Source organism: Bradyrhizobium sp. 604_D8_N2_3 (assembly GCF_051810765.1).
In the GTDB taxonomy this organism is placed as follows: Bacteria; Pseudomonadota; Alphaproteobacteria; order Rhizobiales; family Xanthobacteraceae; genus Bradyrhizobium; species Bradyrhizobium barranii.
Window position 1 is genome coordinate 4,867,116 of sequence record NZ_JBPWPM010000001.1, and the last position, 14,636, is coordinate 4,881,751.

Annotated in this window: 14 protein-coding genes and 2 pseudogenes; 7 read left to right on the forward strand and 9 right to left on the reverse strand. The window is 58.8% G+C overall.

The genetic code is table 11. From position 1 onward, the window contains the following. Window positions 1-10: 10 nt before the first annotated feature. Window positions 11-802: an acetoacetate decarboxylase gene (locus tag AB7245_RS23110; RefSeq protein ID WP_354133855.1), complete on the forward strand. Its 792-nt coding sequence runs from the start codon at window positions 11-13 to the stop codon at window positions 800-802. A gap of 394 nt (window positions 803-1,196) precedes the next feature. After that, on the forward strand, window positions 1,197-1,475 hold the full coding sequence (locus tag AB7245_RS23115; RefSeq protein ID WP_439035021.1) for a recombinase family protein: 279 nt from the start codon (window positions 1,197-1,199) through the stop codon (window positions 1,473-1,475). A 1,539-nt stretch (window positions 1,476-3,014) separates the two neighbouring features. On the opposite strand, the pseudogene AB7245_RS23120 reads toward AB7245_RS23115, so the two are convergent. The 7 genes and pseudogenes from AB7245_RS23120 to AB7245_RS23150 all read right to left on the reverse strand — a co-directional run bounded on the left by AB7245_RS23120 (window position 3,015) and on the right by AB7245_RS23150 (window position 9,924). Further along, window positions 3,015-4,019 (reverse strand): annotated as a pseudogene (locus AB7245_RS23120) (IS110 family transposase). Window positions 4,020-4,124: 105 nt separating this feature from the next. Further along, entirely contained in the window at window positions 4,125-5,318 is a 1,194-nt protein-coding gene (locus tag AB7245_RS23125; RefSeq protein WP_439035022.1) for a sensor histidine kinase, read from the reverse strand. Window positions 5,319-6,142: 824 nt separating this feature from the next. After that, window positions 6,143-6,295, reverse strand: coding sequence for a DUF2934 domain-containing protein (locus tag AB7245_RS23130; RefSeq protein WP_354133859.1), 153 nt, complete (start codon window positions 6,293-6,295; stop codon window positions 6,143-6,145). A gap of 89 nt (window positions 6,296-6,384) precedes the next feature. Then, on the reverse strand, window positions 6,385-6,567 hold the full coding sequence (locus tag AB7245_RS23135) for a CsbD family protein (RefSeq protein WP_354133860.1): 183 nt from the start codon (window positions 6,565-6,567) through the stop codon (window positions 6,385-6,387). 1,899 nt (window positions 6,568-8,466) lie between these two features. Next, window positions 8,467-8,745, reverse strand: coding sequence for a hypothetical protein (locus AB7245_RS23140; RefSeq protein ID WP_354133861.1), 279 nt, complete (start codon window positions 8,743-8,745; stop codon window positions 8,467-8,469). 57 nt (window positions 8,746-8,802) lie between these two features. Continuing rightward, window positions 8,803-8,994, reverse strand: a complete 192-nt coding sequence (locus AB7245_RS23145; protein ID WP_354133862.1) for a hypothetical protein — start codon at window positions 8,992-8,994, stop codon at window positions 8,803-8,805. 732 nt (window positions 8,995-9,726) lie between these two features. Continuing rightward, window positions 9,727-9,924 carry a hypothetical protein gene (locus tag AB7245_RS23150; RefSeq protein ID WP_439035023.1) on the reverse strand — a complete coding sequence of 66 codons (198 nt, stop codon included), beginning with the start codon at window positions 9,922-9,924 and terminating at the stop codon, window positions 9,727-9,729. Window positions 9,925-10,517: 593 nt separating this feature from the next. Between AB7245_RS23150 and AB7245_RS23155 the strand changes: the two are divergent. The 4 genes and pseudogenes from AB7245_RS23155 to AB7245_RS23170 all read left to right on the forward strand — a co-directional run bounded on the left by AB7245_RS23155 (window position 10,518) and on the right by AB7245_RS23170 (window position 11,587). Beyond that, window positions 10,518-10,791, forward strand: a pseudogene (locus AB7245_RS23155) (hypothetical protein). Between the two features lie 180 nt (window positions 10,792-10,971). Beyond that, window positions 10,972-11,163 carry a hypothetical protein gene (locus tag AB7245_RS23160; protein ID WP_038955530.1) on the forward strand — a complete coding sequence of 64 codons (192 nt, stop codon included), beginning with the start codon at window positions 10,972-10,974 and terminating at the stop codon, window positions 11,161-11,163. Next, entirely contained in the window at window positions 11,160-11,456 is a 297-nt protein-coding gene (locus AB7245_RS23165; protein ID WP_354133864.1) for a hypothetical protein, read from the forward strand. The genes AB7245_RS23160 and AB7245_RS23165 overlap by 4 nt, the downstream gene beginning before the upstream one ends. Next, the gene (locus tag AB7245_RS23170; RefSeq protein WP_354133865.1) at window positions 11,453-11,587 is read left to right on the forward strand and encodes a hypothetical protein; all 135 of its coding nucleotides are present in this window, start codon (window positions 11,453-11,455) and stop codon (window positions 11,585-11,587) included. The genes AB7245_RS23165 and AB7245_RS23170 overlap by 4 nt, the downstream gene beginning before the upstream one ends. Before the next feature lie 323 nt (window positions 11,588-11,910). Here AB7245_RS23170 and AB7245_RS23175 read toward each other — a convergent pair whose 3' ends face one another. Beyond that, entirely contained in the window at window positions 11,911-12,114 is a 204-nt protein-coding gene (locus AB7245_RS23175; protein ID WP_439035024.1) for a hypothetical protein, read from the reverse strand. 273 nt (window positions 12,115-12,387) lie between these two features. After that, complete coding sequence (locus AB7245_RS23180) at window positions 12,388-12,639, reverse strand: helix-turn-helix domain-containing protein (RefSeq protein ID WP_354133866.1); 252 nt, start codon at window positions 12,637-12,639, stop codon at window positions 12,388-12,390. Between the two features lie 374 nt (window positions 12,640-13,013). On the opposite strand from AB7245_RS23180, the gene AB7245_RS23185 reads away from it, so the two are divergent. Further along, window positions 13,014-13,883 carry a hypothetical protein gene (locus AB7245_RS23185; RefSeq protein WP_439035025.1) on the forward strand — a complete coding sequence of 290 codons (870 nt, stop codon included), beginning with the start codon at window positions 13,014-13,016 and terminating at the stop codon, window positions 13,881-13,883. The last annotated feature ends 753 nt before the right edge of the window (window positions 13,884-14,636 follow it).

Genomic DNA, 14,636 nt, shown 5'->3' on the forward strand with positions numbered 1-14,636 from the left:
GAGAACCCAAATGCGTGAGAGTGAAGTACGAAAATGCGCCTTTGCGATGCCGCTGACCAGTCCGTCCTATCCGCCAGGACCGTATCGGTTTGTGGACCGCGAATATTTGATCATCACCTATCGCACCGATCCGGCAAAGCTGCGCGCTGTGGTGCCCGAACCGCTGGAGCTAGATGCACGCGAAGCGCTCGTCAAATATGAATTCATCCGCATGCCGGATTCGAATGGCTTTGGCGACTATACCGAAAGCGGCCAAGTCATCCCAGTCTCCTTCCGTGGACGCAAGGGCGGTTACACCCACTGCATGTTCCTCAACGATGAGGGGCCCATCGCTGGTGGGCGCGAGTTATGGGGCTTTCCGAAAAAGCTCGCCCAGCCGACATTGCGGACCGAGATCGACACGCTGATCGGCACGCTCGACTATGGCCCACTGCGGGTTGCAACGGGAACGATGGGTTACAAGCACCGCGAAGCCGATCTTGGCCAGGTCAAGGCAGGGCTCAATGAGCCGAACTTCCTGCTCAAGATCATTCCCCATGTCGACGGTAGCCCGCGCATCTTAGAGCTCGTCGAATACCACCTCGAGCAGATTGCGCTGAAGGGTGCCTGGACCGGACCCGCGGCTCTCTCCCTGACGCCTCATGCCCTGGCGCCGGTGGCCGACCTCCCCGTCCTGGAGATCGTCTCGGCCATCCACATCCGCGCAGATCTCACGCTCGGCTTGGGCAGGGTGGCCCATGACTATCTGCAAAGACCAAGCCGACCTGTGGTGCGGGCCGCAGAACAAAGTCTGGTCACCTGACCGCAGTTCCCGAACCGAGCACATCGTGAGGCTCAACCCAACATACAGAACAACCGATTGAGATGCTATTCTGAAAGGCAAATCGGCGATCGTGACCGGCTCGACCAGCGGCATTGGCCTTACGTGTGCGTGTGCTTTTGCAGGCCGGCGACCAGGCGCAAAAGCAGCCACCTGTAGCTTGTCACCGTAGCTATTCAGATTGCTTTTGGATGAGCAGGCTGAATCTCCTAAAAACTCAGTGGGATAGCTCCCGCGGATTGGGGGAGCCCCGTTCCGCCGACGTGCCCTGGATGGGCCCCTGCCCGTCTCAAAACCCTGCCTTGGTGGAGGCGAAGCGCCGCCAAACCGCCGCAGCGCTTTCTCAAGAATTCCGTACATCCCCGGGGGCATGTCTATGGTAATGAAGGCAAAACTGACCGCAGTCGCCTACATACGAACCTCCTCCGCAGCCAACGTCGGGGCCGATAAAGACAGCGACAAGCGGCAGCGGGCCGCCATCGAAGGTTTTGCCAAACGTGCCGGGTTCGTATTGGTGGGCGAGTTCAATGACGCGGCTGTATCGGGAGCTGATCCCATCGAGAGCCGGGCGGGCTTCACCGCCCTGCTGGATCGAATTGAGAGCAACGGGGGTCAGAACCGTCATCGTCGAGGACGCCAGCCGCTTTGCCCGTGAGCTCATGACCCAAGAGCTTGGAATTCTGGCGTTGATCAATCGAGGTGTCCGCGTGCTGACGTCGAACGGAGACGACCTGACCGACAGCACTGACCTATCACGGGTGATGAGATTGATCCCCAGCTGGTGAAGGAATCGCGGCGGCTCAGACGCCGAGCACCAAAGGGAGGCCAACGCTCTTTGCGCGATGTCGCTGAGGAGCTTGCCAAGCTCGGATATGTGAACGAACGCGGAGTGCCGTTCTCACCGTCATCCTCCTCCTCACCAGTCAGCGTCTGCTGGAAAACAACCAGCGTCTCCAGGAAAACATCTCGCGGCTGGAAGCAACTCTCGCACAGGAGAAAGCGGCGCGAGAGACGGCAGCCGCGCATGGCATAGCTTAAAACCTTGGCCTTAACTGCTCCACCATTGGTGGCACGACTGTCACGCAGTGCGGGTCTCGCGAGGCAGAGATGTCCGCTATGGGTCAAAGTGCGAAGAACTCGGCCCGAGCAAAACTACCCCACTTCCACCCACGAAGCGGACCTCAATAGGACGGTTCGCCACTTCGCTGATGGGCCAACAGGGGGAAGCAGCGCGGCTTGACCGTTCACTGACCAAGCGCGTCCTGATAGCGTCCGGCGCGGCCAAGCCTGGAATGCCTCAGCAACAGATTAGCGGAAAAGCTGCCGCCGGGTTGAGCGCGGCGACGGCTTCTTCTTTATGCGCTCAGACGGCCGCGACTACCCGTCGCGTCGCATGAAGGAAACGGTTAGCGGGCGCTGCGACGCCATCAATTGGATGACGCTCCTGTTTGCGCAATTCATCGACTAGACGTTCGAGGTACGGCGGCAGAGGCGAGGCTCCGAGAGATAAGTTCTGTTGCAATCTGTCACCCACCTCGTCACAGATCGACCGGGCAGTCTGATGATCGATGTGGTCCGATATTCTGCTGGTCGGTTCCATATCGCGACCTTTCGATTAGGCCCCACGATTAACTCAAGTTACAGGGATGCGAAAATGTTTCGCGCACCTTCGAAGAATGCCGATGGCTTCATTGAATGGAACGAAGACACTGTGCGTCAGGCCGATTGCCATTCTCAGCGCTGATACCTGCAACCCGCCGAGTTAGCGAAACTCTTGGGCGCGACTTTCAACACTCAGAATGTCCGTTCCGGGTCAGGAGCGTCGCTGTGGCCGTGCGCCGGTCACTTCCGATCTACCCCCGACTCCAGACGTGGCGCTGCGACGCGATAACTGACGCTAAGGGCCATGTGTGGACGGCTCCGGGTTGGCAAGAAGAATCTTCACTTTGCAGCATTGGTCGGAGCAGCCATGTGTTCGGCCTGTTAGCGCGGTTCACGTGACCGCTGGCCATAATGCCCTCCGCGGATCAGGTCCCGGTCAATAGCACGCATTCGACGATGCTGTGGCCCTAGTGGGTTGTCCTGATCGCCGGATCGACCGGCGCTGCATTAGTGCTGTTCGCCCTTCCAACCGTTACGTCACACCCGGATGACCGGCTGTGATCTCGTTCACGCCGTAAGAGCGGCGGGTTCCTTAGCGTTCGTTCCTGGCCATCATCGCCCATGCCATCCTGGCGAGGTTATTGGCGAGTGCGATGGCAGCGACCTTGGTGGGGCGCCGCGCCAACAACGCGGTGAGCCAGGGCCGATGGCTCGTGCCATGGATCTTGGCATAGCGGATCACGGCGAGCGCACCAGCTGTGAACAGGCTGCGCAAATAGCGATCGCCTTGCTTGCTGATACTGCCAAGCCTGTCCTTGCCCCCACTGGAGTTCCGCTTCGGTACGAGCCCAACCCAGGCCGAGAAGTCGCGTCCCGATCGGAAGGCATTGGCATCGGCAACGCTCGCGACTAGCGCTGTTGCCAGCGCTGGACCGACGCCAGGGATCGCATCCAGTCGCTTGCTCGTCGCGCTTGATCGATGCCAGGCGATAATGCGCCGGTCGAACTCCAGGATCTGAGCCTTCAGTGCCGGCAACTGACTGCCGAGAGCCGCAAGACACGCACGGGCCACCTCCGGGAGGCGGCGTTCAGCTGGATCGGCGACGACTTCCAACAGCTGTTCGACACCCCTGCGCCCGACGGGGGCGACGATCCCGAACTCGGCCAGATAAGCGCGGATTGAGTTGATGACGGCAGTCTGCTGGCGAATGAAGAGATGGCGCACGCGATGAAGCATCAGACAGCTCTGTTGCTCGATCGTTTTGATCGGCACGAACCGCATGTTGGGTCTCGTGACCGCCTCGCAAATCGCCTCCGCGTCGGTGCTGTCGTTCTTCTGCCGCTTGACGTAGGGCTTCACATAGGCCGGAGGCATCAATTGCACCGTATGCCCCGACGCCCGCGGCTCGCGGGACTAATAATGGGATGACGCGCAAGCCTCGATTCCCACCAGGCACGGCGGCAACTTCTCAAAGAAGGACAGCACGAAACGGCGCTTGAGCTGACGGCGTATGACCACCTGGCCGGCCGCATCGACGCCATGCACTTGAAAGACCGACTTCGCGATATCCAGACCAATCGTTGAAATTGACTGCATAGGCTGCTCCTCCGAATCGTGGGAGCTTCAAGCGACGCCCACTCCTTGGCACTCTCGTGCCCGTGGAGGAGCCGTCCAAAGCATCAATAGCGGAATTGACAGTATTCACGCGGCCGCCACGACTGAGCTAAGCGGCACGTCTAATGCGTAGACCAATCCTCCCGGTTCGTACGCGAGCTGAATCTGACCGGTCAATTGCTGGCCGAGAGATTCCATCATGCGGGTGCCGAAGCTTCGCCGAGTCGGAGGCTCGACAGCCGGCCCCCCTCTTTCCGTCCAGGAAAGGCGAAGTCTTTGCTTTGAGTCGTCTATCGTCCACGCGATTTCGACGCGGCCCGTGGAGACGGACAGCGCTCCAAATTTGGTAGTATTGGTACACAGCTCGTTGAACGTCATGGCAAGCGCGATGACGGCCCCGGAAGTAATCCTGATATCCGGTCCGTTAAGATGAAAGCGTCTGCCTCCATGATTGTCGTAGGGCTCCGTCGCACTGCTGAGCGTGTGAGTAAGACTCGCACTTGCCCAGCTCACCTGCATCAGCAGATCGTGGGCCCTTCCCAACGCGGCCAGCCGGCCATCCATCGCCTTCTGACCTTTCTCGATACTGGGCGCGGCCCGGAAGCTTTGAGACGCAATCGCGCTCACCATGGCCAGCGTATTCTTGATCCGGTGGTGAAGTTCCCCAAGGATCAGCTTCTGCAATTTATCGGCAGCCTCACGCTTCTTGGCGTCGATGCCGGCCTGGATAAGCAGGGCCTCAGCGTCTATCCCGGCCTGTTCGAGCAGCAGACGAAGGCTGTCGTTCTCCGCCGACAAGGTCGTCTCCTGGACAGAGGGGGGCGGCGGATCAAATGCCTCCGTCGTGCGAAGCGCTTGATCTACCGGCCAATCGCTTGTGTTCGGAACGATCCTCAGCGCACCTGCGCCCACCATCGTCTTCAACTCAGTAATCATCTGCTCGACACCGAGCGGCTTGCCAAAAAACCGGCTGTCTTCCGGCCTTTCTGCGTCAGATGGCTTCACTTGACCAGAAACCAATATGATCTTGATCGACGGCCAGCGTTCGTGCACGGCGTGCGCGAGTTTCAGACCGTCGATGCTGCCGGGCATCTGGATGTCGGTGAATAGCAGCGAGATGTCCGAGCGAGATTCAAGAATCGAAAGTGCTTCGTCCGCATTGACGGCCTCGATGGGACGAAACCCGGCATCCTCTACGATGTCGACCGCGCGCATGCGGAGGATCATCTCGTCTTCCACGACAAGCACATTCGGCACCGGCGTCAGATCATTTGTCGACATAATTAGTCTCACTCTCTCACAGAAAGCCCGGTGCCAGATTTGTCCGCGAACGTTGATACCCGCAATTGCGTAGCAACTCAGATCCGAGCGTCCCTGCACTGTTCATTACTGCGTCTTTGGTGGTCGGATAGCTAGCTAATTGGCAATGGCCTACGGTCTATAACAGCGCTCAAAGGTTGAACGAAGCAACCGGCGAAGGCAGAGGGAAGTCCCGTTTCACATCGACGGCAAGCTGATGGCCGCGTTTTTGCAAATCGCGAGGTTAGGGAGGCGGCCCACCTCACCATCACCTTGTGGCGGGCGTTACAAATATCAGGAACATGTGAGAGATCGGACCGGCTCTATCGGCGGGCGGTCACAAGACGAGCTTCCAGGACTTTCACTTCAGAGCCTGGGCTTCGCAGACAGAATGCGGTGAAATCCGGCCAAACCTGTGTTGAGCAATTGGAGACGGCCGCTCGGACCGCAAGCCGGTCTCCCTTGGCCGGCACCGCGATGGTACCCGTTTCAACCTTGGGGGCGAAACCCGGCAAGATGATCACCGAGACTCCGAGGAGGGCGAGTACCGCAAGGGCTGATAGTGATTTGACCATTTTAGCTGCTGACTTTTCATTTCGATCCCTCCACTTTTGGGGATCGATGGTACAACAACCAAAAAGAGAAAAAGTTCCGTTTATTCAACCTTTGTTTGTTCAGGCATTTGACTCTTGTTGGCGACTTCAGCTGTGCGTCAAAAGGCGAAATGGCCGTGTTGACTGCTCAAGTCTGCTTCACTCCCGGAAGCAGACATTTCCCATTGAGGGGTACCCTAGATCGGCAGGTTGTCAGTCATTACCGGATCGGATCGCCCAGCTCGGACAGCTCCTCGTATTCTCGGCTTGGTTCCAAAACCTATCCATTTTGCATGCCGGTTCGCCAGCGAACTTCCAGAGCTGATAAGCCTTGGTGCGGATCTCTTCCTCGGTTGGACCAGACATGCCCAGACTCCTACAAACTTGATCGCACTCAAGCAAAAGGGCCCTGCCTAAACAGGGCCCCTTGTGTCGATCACCACTTCTGGCGAGCGTCAACTGTCCACTTCCTTCTGCGCTTGGTCTTTTGCGTAGCCATAACGCTGTTGCAGGCGGCCTTCGAGTTGGTCCTGCTTTCCTGCAATGACGTCGAGGTCATCGTCAGTAAGCTTGCCCCATTGCTCTTTGACCTTGCCCTTCATTTCCTTCCAGTTGCCTTCCACGCGATTCCAATCCATTGCTGTCCTCCTTCGGATGGAAATCCGGCAACTGGAGCAAGCCTAATTGGTTCCTACGGTGGCTGTTGGAATTAGCGCATGTGCATCGTAACGCTCTGACTGGCATGTTGCCCAAGCCCTCAACGTAAGCTTTCAGAAATTTTCGCTGATGAGTTGGGGAGGACTCGAAAATCGAAGGGGAGCTGACTACCTGCAAGATGGGCGCGAACCTGAACAAACGAGAAGCACCGATTTGAACCGCCCGATCGGCATCACCCACTGCGCTGGCGGGGCCTTTGGTGGTCGGAAAATTCGAGCCCGAGTATTATATCCAGCTCTGCGCGCATAGGTACGCTCAGATTACGGAGAACATTGCGGCAAGCTCCTCAGCTGACGAGATCGCTCAGTTGAAAAGTAAGCTCACGGTCATCAGAGAAGCCGCCCTCGAAGAGGCCAAAGCTGAACGGCGATGCAGAATGTGGAAACTCCCAGACTTCTTAAGAGTCATCCTCGATCGAGGGGGCGTTCCGGAGAAGCCAATCCTAAGGGCGGACGCATTGAGCTTAATCGATGTTTTCGCTGTACCTCCGATGGGCACACTCGGGTTGCTGTCGAGCTCACAGCTCGACCATCTTGCCGACATGTGCGAGGGATGGGCTTGCACACCGAATTTGTACGACTATGAAGCAGCCCGCCTGAACGGCATGGCGATAGGATTGCGCCGGCTGGCAGAGTATCTAGGGCCTCTTCACCGGCCTTATGAACCACCTAAATCACTTCATGGCTTACTGTGCGGGATGCGCCAGACTGAGTAGCATTTAGGGACCGCAGCCGCCCGTTAAGCATGCTGTCCGTAGCGATGGCGAATGGCACCGGCGCGTTTTGTCGCCCGTGATGTCATATCCAATTGGTCACCAAGATTAGCAGCCGCATGATAATTGCAGAGAGAGCGGCGCCCGCGTCGAGCAGAAGAATGAGAAACCTGCGCTCGAGGGGATGTCAAAATGATCACGCTGAAAGCAATTGCGGTCGCCCTTGGTGCCGGATTTATCTTCGCCATGTTTTCGGGCGACCTGGGCGCCGACGTAGTTCTCGCCATCGTCGCCTGCCTCTCTTAACGAGATGGCCCGCCAGCGCGAACCGGCGGGCCCTTGAATTGGCATCCCGACAAACTGAAACCTTCGCAGGTTCTGTGCGTACCTATCTGTATCCGAGATTTTTGCTATTCCATCTCGGGGCTGGAAGTGAACACCGCCGCCGGGACAATGTATTAGAGCCCGGCGGCGTATTTGTTGGTGCCTAGCGTCGTGTGTTCCGCCAATGCGAACGGGCGGCCCTTCTCGTCAGATGCCGGAGATTGTCTTGCCGGCGATGGCGAGGCACATGCTGAGCTTGAAGCAGAGCCGGCCTATGTAGAGGCGGATCAGGCGCATTAGGCCATTGCCCCTTGCTGCCAGTCCTGCGCCCCGATCTGCTCGAACAAGCCGTCGAGGTCGCCGATGCCACACTCGGCGTGTCTAGCTCGAAGTCTCGCCGGCTACCTGCAGCCCACCGGGTTTGATCGCGATGTCTCACCGGCCAGCAGGCGGTGGTGTCTCACCCTCAGTCTTTCTCGCACATTGGTTTTCCGCCCGGACGACGAATGAGACACCTGTCTCATCTGGGGGGCGCGGTGACTCGCGGTGTCTCGCCGGCCGAATTCGGCGCAAATCGCGCTGATAGTGCGTTCAGGTCCATCCTCTCGTTGTGAGGGGACCTCGACTTCAGGCGCGAATGGCCTTCCATGCTTCTACGAGCCCCAGCATTGAGACACCCCCGCTAGTTCGTAGGTGTTTCACCAACTGTCTCACCCCGTCCCAAAAGTGGTGTCTCGCCTGCCTGAAGCGGCCGGCAATTGCATCGACCTTCCCGGCGGCACCTTCAGCGGCCACCCGGGGCTGACCTCGGCGAGCTGCCCGGCCAGACGCTCAGCAGCCAGACGACAAGGTCGGCGTGGTCGGGCCACGTGAGCTCGCGACCAGGCGCTGCCTGACGCCAGCGGGCGATGGCGAGCACGTCGGCGCTCCAGCGCAGGTCGAAGCTGCGATAGTGGTGGTCGAGGTCGTCCAGCGCCTCCACGAGCATGTGCGGCGCCGATCCCTCCATCATTACGAACTCTCGGAGGCGCTCAAGAACGGTGCGGTCGTCCTTCGTGGCCATGTCGTCTCCTCTAACCATCGGTTCAACCGATGGTGCTACCGATGGTTAAACCGATGGTCAGATGTCACCGCGATCCCACGAGTCGGGTGTCTCATAGCCGCCCTGTCTCATCTCGATGATCAGGCGAGACAGGTCGCGCGCGCCCTTGCCGTAGCCGATCCATTGGCCAGCCTGCATGCCTGCGCAGATCAGCAGCAGGCAGCCGAAGGCGTTCCAGAGGCCGCCCAGGACGCGCCGGATCGCCCTCATGGCACCCTCCACAGCGATCCGTCCGGCTTGGTGCAGAACAACATTCGCGGCCCAGCGGCATTCAGCGCCAATCGTGGCGCAGCGGCGCCCACCATCCTTCGCTGAAATAGAGCGCGGTGTCGAACGCGACGAGGAAGGAGCCAAAGGCGATGAACACCACTTCACGTTGCGACTGCCTCAGCAGCGGGCGGGTTGAGCTTGGCCTCGACGGCCGCCGCTGCCTGCTCCATGAACGCCAGTACCTCGATCTTGGTGCGCCTCGGTCTGGTTGGATCATCGGATGGACGAAGCGGCGGCCGCCGTCCGGCGCCACGCCGAGTTCGCGCGCCGCACTCCCTTGTCGAGCGAGGCAACCGCAGCGGATCGATCAAGCAACATTGCGTCCCCTCTGGACGCCGACCTTTGGCCGCGTAAGGCTCTCCGATCTCGAACCGCGGTTCGTCTGTCGTGGTTGCGGTGGTCGCGGCGCCGAGGTTCGGCCAGACTTCGACCGAGGCGATCCGCAGCTTGCAATCATGGGGTACCGAAACACGCAATGACCAAGGGCTAAATCAATGAAATGCTCTTTCGAAGAGAGCGAAGGCGATCAGTGCTACCGGCAAAAGGCCAAGCACAACTACCGCAATACGAAATAACCATTCACGACCCACGAGTGATCATAGCAACCCGGTTCCCAGGGCGGCTATGCAGTTTGTGCCAGTTTTTCCCGAAACAATAAGCGGAATTGAGCAATTAATCCGGCGGCTGTAGCCCGGGCGATCTCAGCCACTCGCTCATGTGCGAGCCAGTCTCGGTTTGGCGGGCTTTGCGGAGAAGGTCCTCGCGTTGAGCGCCGGGAGGTAGGGCTTTGGCTTGTTCGCGCAGGTGGTTCGCCTTTGCGGCAAGGCGTTCTTCAAGGGACGTGGTTTGCTTGAAACGGCGTCGCTGCATGGCGCTGCTCCTATCCTGAGAGGAAGGCGGGAGCGCGATTGGCGTTCTCATCACCGATAAGAGCCAAGGTTTGGGCGGTGATGCAAACACAACGAGAGCGGCTTATGTTCGGTTCCCGAGTTAGGCCAACAAACGACACATCCAGCGTAGCACAGAAGCAAAGGGCGGGACTTGCTCTATCTATGTCAGATATGCTGCCATCCATTTTACAACAGTCAGCCCGGTTCCGTTAACCAAACAACGATTTACGTTGCACCGGAAACACAGAGGCATAGCATTCACGGATGCCGGGGCTGGTCCATATTTCACCTAATTTTTTGAACCCGGCGGGGCCGCGGCATCGAAAGTTGTTGCGGCCCTTTTTCATTGATTGCGCGCGGATACCGAACATGGCAACGCTCGCTTTCCAGCCCCAACTGCTCCCGGCTGCCGATCCAATTGCGGATTAGAGCGCCGGGAGTGCTAGGCCCGCCAGCGTGAACCGGCGGCCAGATCTTGTTTTCCACACCCACGACGCGCAGTAGCTCGCGCGCGCTCCGGGGCCAAGGGATTGATAATTTGCGACGCGCTTAGGATGCCGCTTTGATCGCGGCATGCCTCGCCCTGCCCGCCGCCACACGCCCCGACGGCCGGCCGCTCAAGATCACGTTCGGCGAGATGCGCGAGATGGGCTTGCGCGGCGTCCTCATCTATTGCCCCTGCGGCCATCACGTTGCTCTCGGCAGCGATCGCTGGCCCGACGATGTCCGGCTGTCAGATGTCGAGCCGCGCTTCGTCTGCACCGCCTGCGGCGGGCGTGGCGCAGACGTGCGACCGGATTTCAACTGGAACGCAAAAGGGCCGATCGGCGGCATGGGCTATCGGTAGCCACCTTAAAAACGGCCCCGGCCATGGGGGCTTTTGAAGTGTGGAGGCCGGGCCGTTGGAGGTGACCTTGGCGGTAATGGGGTCGCCAGGTGGTGACGAGCATAGGAAAAACCGGCAATCAGTTCTGTCCACTTGTGCCCAAAGCGGTATAGTTCCTCATCGGGAACGGAACCGATCGCAATGAAGGACATGCAGGCTCAGTTAGAAAAGCTCCGCACGGATGCTGCCGAGTGCGCCTTGATCCGCGATCTTGCTACTGAACCCAAGAAGCGAGAACTGTTCACGAGGCTGGCCGAGCATCTGACAGTTCTGGCCGACGAGGTTGAACACGCCATTGCTGCCGCGGGACCTGAGCTGAAGCGGAAGGAATGACCGAACGAGGCTGGGGTCGGCGTTTCGAGGATCCGATCACGATCGGCGATCGCGTACTGGTGACGCTGCTCGACGCCGGCGAGTACATCGCGGCACTGCCGAAGAAGGAGCACGCCGCGCCAGAATGGCAAGCGGCGATGGAAGCCTTGATCCTGGTGGCGGAAGGTGGCGGCCCGACGATGTTCGCCCGCATCGGCGTCCTGCGGGCATTGAACCGCCACCACGTTTCGGAGTTTAACCCGAAGGGAAAGGAGCCCCATTGGGGCCGGCGCAAGCTCAAGAGGGATCAATGACCGTCTGGATCTACGACCAAGGCAAAGACCTGATGGTGTTCGCGAGTGAGGAAGCTGCCAAGGTTTGGCTCGATGAACACGACCCGGAGGGCGTGGCCTTCGAGTACAACGTGGTGGGCTTGCCCGCCTGAAGCGTGATCTGCGACGCGGGGTACAATGGGAAAAGCCGCAGCGTGGTTCCAGCCCCACTGCGGCATTCCCGGAATAACGAAAAAACTTGGTGCTCAAATCGCGCCGGTGTTCCTTCAGTAGAACACCCCGTTCCGAAAATGGAGTCCGGAAAACTACCGGACTCCGGTTTTCTACGCATTGTCACTTGGAGGGCCGACATGGCACGGCATGGCAATTCCAGCCCCAATGCTCCCGGCTGCCGATCCAATTGCGGATTTGAGCGCCGGGAGTGCTAGGCCCGCAGCGGCGGGCCCCGTCTTTCACAGCCTGGGCAGTCAGCGCCTCATGTGCCCGGACTCCCTCCACCAACCCGCCAATCGCCCTCGTCATACTTCATCTCAAACTGAAGAAGCATCTCTTGAAGATGGAAGATGGAGAAGAGAGCTAGATTTCGCTTCTCGCAGAGCGGAGGCTCTCCGTCCGCATCATGTGCCAATTGCGCGGTGATGCGACCCATGTTGACTAAATCGCGCAGATCGCTCTCCATTTGGCGGTAAGCCCCCGCATCCCGTCGCTCACGCTCGGCCCTCGCGGCGTCGGGCTGCGGAAATCGAATTGGCGTTGCTCATTGCTCCACGCTCCTGCCCTGCTTCAAGGCGAGCTCAAATAGCTCCGCGACGAGGAGGCGCGCGGCCTCTACGCCTTTCCAGAGTATGGCGCCCTCATCAAGGTAGGGATCCGTAGGTGGTCTCATTCAGTGACGACCACGCTGGCGTGCTTCAGCGGGCTGACGCCAGTACCTTCTCGGGTTACTCGCGCACTAAGTGCCGCGGTTGCGGCGCCGCGCTTCGTCCTGCAAGCGGCGTTCGATGTAAGTCTCGACGCTGCGCCAAAGGATCTTGCGTGAGCATCCTTCGCGATAGCTCTCAAGCTCACCTGCGTTGATGAGCTCGTAAAGTTTTGCCCGGCCGATTTTCAATGTGTGCATACACTCGTTCACGCTCGCAACGAGCGTCCGCTGGCGAGAAGCGGGAGAATTGAGGTCGTTCCCGGAAACTGCGCAGTCTTTCATCTTGGTGACCTACTATCTTGCCAAATCAATGTCTGAAGGTGAGACCGGAGCGACGGGCATAGGACGACTACCCCCGATTTTGCGCGGAGGCAGTCCCTATGCCCACCACGATGATGTCCGCATGGAGCCGACCCTCGCTTAGGGCGATGATCTCGCGATGCTGCGGACCATCATCGGTGCCTACTTGCGGAGCTGCGCATCGCTCCGGCGACCGCCCTCGCACCTTTCGGACCGGGCTTCGTCTTGGTCGCACCCCGCAGTAGACGATGCTCCCCTGAGGGTGGGTGCTGCTGCCGTAATAGCTCCGATCCAGCCCCCCAAAGTCAGAAACCACGCGATTCCTCACTTTTGCAGGTTAACTATGGGGGAGGCCGATGAATGGGCGCGAACAAATACAGCTGCCCGGGCACGAGAAATTCGATATGCACATCGTGCGTACTAAATTTAAGGCGCACAGGTTCAAAGCGATGGCGCGAAAAAGAAACAAGGGAGGCAGTGCTCACGAAATGATCGGGCTTTATTTGCCAACCGATTGGGTGCAGGGAGGCTTTGATGCCGATCTACGCCACGAAATGTATGAATCACTACGCGGCAGGACGATCCCAGAAGGGATAATTGAAGCTGTGAGTGGCTGCGCTTACCACTCGGAAGTTGTTTGGTACGTTCCCCCTCAACCAGGATCGCTCACTCAGAACGAGCACTACGACGTCATTTACCTTGTAGATCCAGATGAGGAGAAAGGAGAACGACTTGCTCAAACGGGTGCAGAGCCCGGGACGGCCGGTGAGGCGCTCGCGTTTTTTCTTTTGCAGGAGCTACAAGCTCTCAAGGAAGCCGGGAATGCTCCTGTAAGGAGCGGCGGACGCCTACCTCACTCAACGATTGCTTATATCGCATTCGACCTGCTTCAGGGCTACATCGTGGCTCCGCCGGGCCCCTACCTCCAACGTCTTATCCACGGCCTCCTCAAGTTATCTCCTGCAGCGCAGGAACAGGTAAGCTCGTACATCTCTAAGGAGAAGGCAGCATACATACTGGCTCAGGCTCCAGACTTGAGCTTGAGCTTCATCGCCGGTTTGGTGGATGTCGATCGAACAACGGTGTCCCGATGGACCAAAGAACAGAAATTTCAGGTTCGAGTATCTCAATTGCGCGAATGGATGAAGTCACCACAATGGACGCAGTTCAGGCAAAAACAAAATCGCTTCCGATTTATTGAAGTACCTCATCAACTTGAGAAGTGAAGGCGTTTTGGGGATACTCCCTCCTCCACATCGAGTTGACGATCGTATTGAAGTCTCGATCGAATTTTGACTAGTGGCGAGGTTTTCTTCGACAAGCTACGGTGCGGACCTACGTATCGCCGACAGGCTCTCGGACCTTGAGTCGAGCCTCGTCTGTCAGCTTGCAGTGGGAGAGTTGCCGATGTGCGACCGCACTTCGATTGGAATACGCCGACAGTACCAGCTACGGGGTAGTCAAGCGACGCCGCGGGTAGAATGAATGCGCCGGTTGAGAGAGTGATCAAAGGCGCGCTTGAAGCCAACCCGTTGAAGCATTTGTCTGCCCGACCGCTCGCACAACACGGGTGCTGGACGTGAGATCATTCTGGGAACGCTTCGCGACGATTCACAGCGCGGGCTCATGCTAGAAGCAATCTAAAGGTCCGACATGCGGACGTGGTCGAACGAGTTCCTGCAAAAGCAAAACGGTTGGGACGCATTGAAGCGCGACAGGTGAACCCTCGGAAGCTCTGTTTCCATCCGACGTCGCCTAGCAGCCCATAGGCGCAGTGGCGGCATCCCTCCACGAGGGGGCTCATCGAGGCATGGCTGACAAGATTTGCTCAGGTTGAGTTCTTCGCATTTTGAGGTCCAACCTCCAAGTGGCCCCTCTCGGAGCTGGAGCCACTACCAATTCGGGGCTGTTGAACGGTGTCGATCGGGTCAATGTCTTCATGATCGCGGTCACTGGTGACCTCGCCGCGAGGTGGATCG

Coding starts and splice junctions, on each gene's coding strand:
- AB7245_RS23135 (WP_354133860.1), bottom strand. CDS start 6,567: ATGGATTGGAATCGCGTGGAAGGCAACTGGAAGGAAATGAAGGGCAAG.
- AB7245_RS23185 (WP_439035025.1), top strand. CDS start 13,014: ATGAATGGGCGCGAACAAATACAGCTGCCCGGGCACGAGAAATTCGAT.
- AB7245_RS23115 (WP_439035021.1), top strand. CDS start 1,197: ATGGTAATGAAGGCAAAACTGACCGCAGTCGCCTACATACGAACCTCC.
- AB7245_RS23130 (WP_354133859.1), bottom strand. CDS start 6,295: ATGTCTGGTCCAACCGAGGAAGAGATCCGCACCAAGGCTTATCAGCTC.
- AB7245_RS23150 (WP_439035023.1), bottom strand. CDS start 9,924: ATGCAGCGACGCCGTTTCAAGCAAACCACGTCCCTTGAAGAACGCCTT.
- AB7245_RS23140 (WP_354133861.1), bottom strand. CDS start 8,745: ATGGCCACGAAGGACGACCGCACCGTTCTTGAGCGCCTCCGAGAGTTC.
- AB7245_RS23170 (WP_354133865.1), top strand. CDS start 11,453: ATGACCGTCTGGATCTACGACCAAGGCAAAGACCTGATGGTGTTCGCG.
- AB7245_RS23180 (WP_354133866.1), bottom strand. CDS start 12,639: ATGAAAGACTGCGCAGTTTCCGGGAACGACCTCAATTCTCCCGCTTCT.
- AB7245_RS23160 (WP_038955530.1), top strand. CDS start 10,972: ATGAAGGACATGCAGGCTCAGTTAGAAAAGCTCCGCACGGATGCTGCC.
- AB7245_RS23165 (WP_354133864.1), top strand. CDS start 11,160: ATGACCGAACGAGGCTGGGGTCGGCGTTTCGAGGATCCGATCACGATC.
- AB7245_RS23145 (WP_354133862.1), bottom strand. CDS start 8,994: ATGAGGGCGATCCGGCGCGTCCTGGGCGGCCTCTGGAACGCCTTCGGC.
- AB7245_RS23175 (WP_439035024.1), bottom strand. CDS start 12,114: ATGGAGAGCGATCTGCGCGATTTAGTCAACATGGGTCGCATCACCGCG.
- AB7245_RS23110 (WP_354133855.1), top strand. CDS start 11: ATGCGTGAGAGTGAAGTACGAAAATGCGCCTTTGCGATGCCGCTGACC.
- AB7245_RS23125 (WP_439035022.1), bottom strand. CDS start 5,318: ATGTCGACAAATGATCTGACGCCGGTGCCGAATGTGCTTGTCGTGGAA.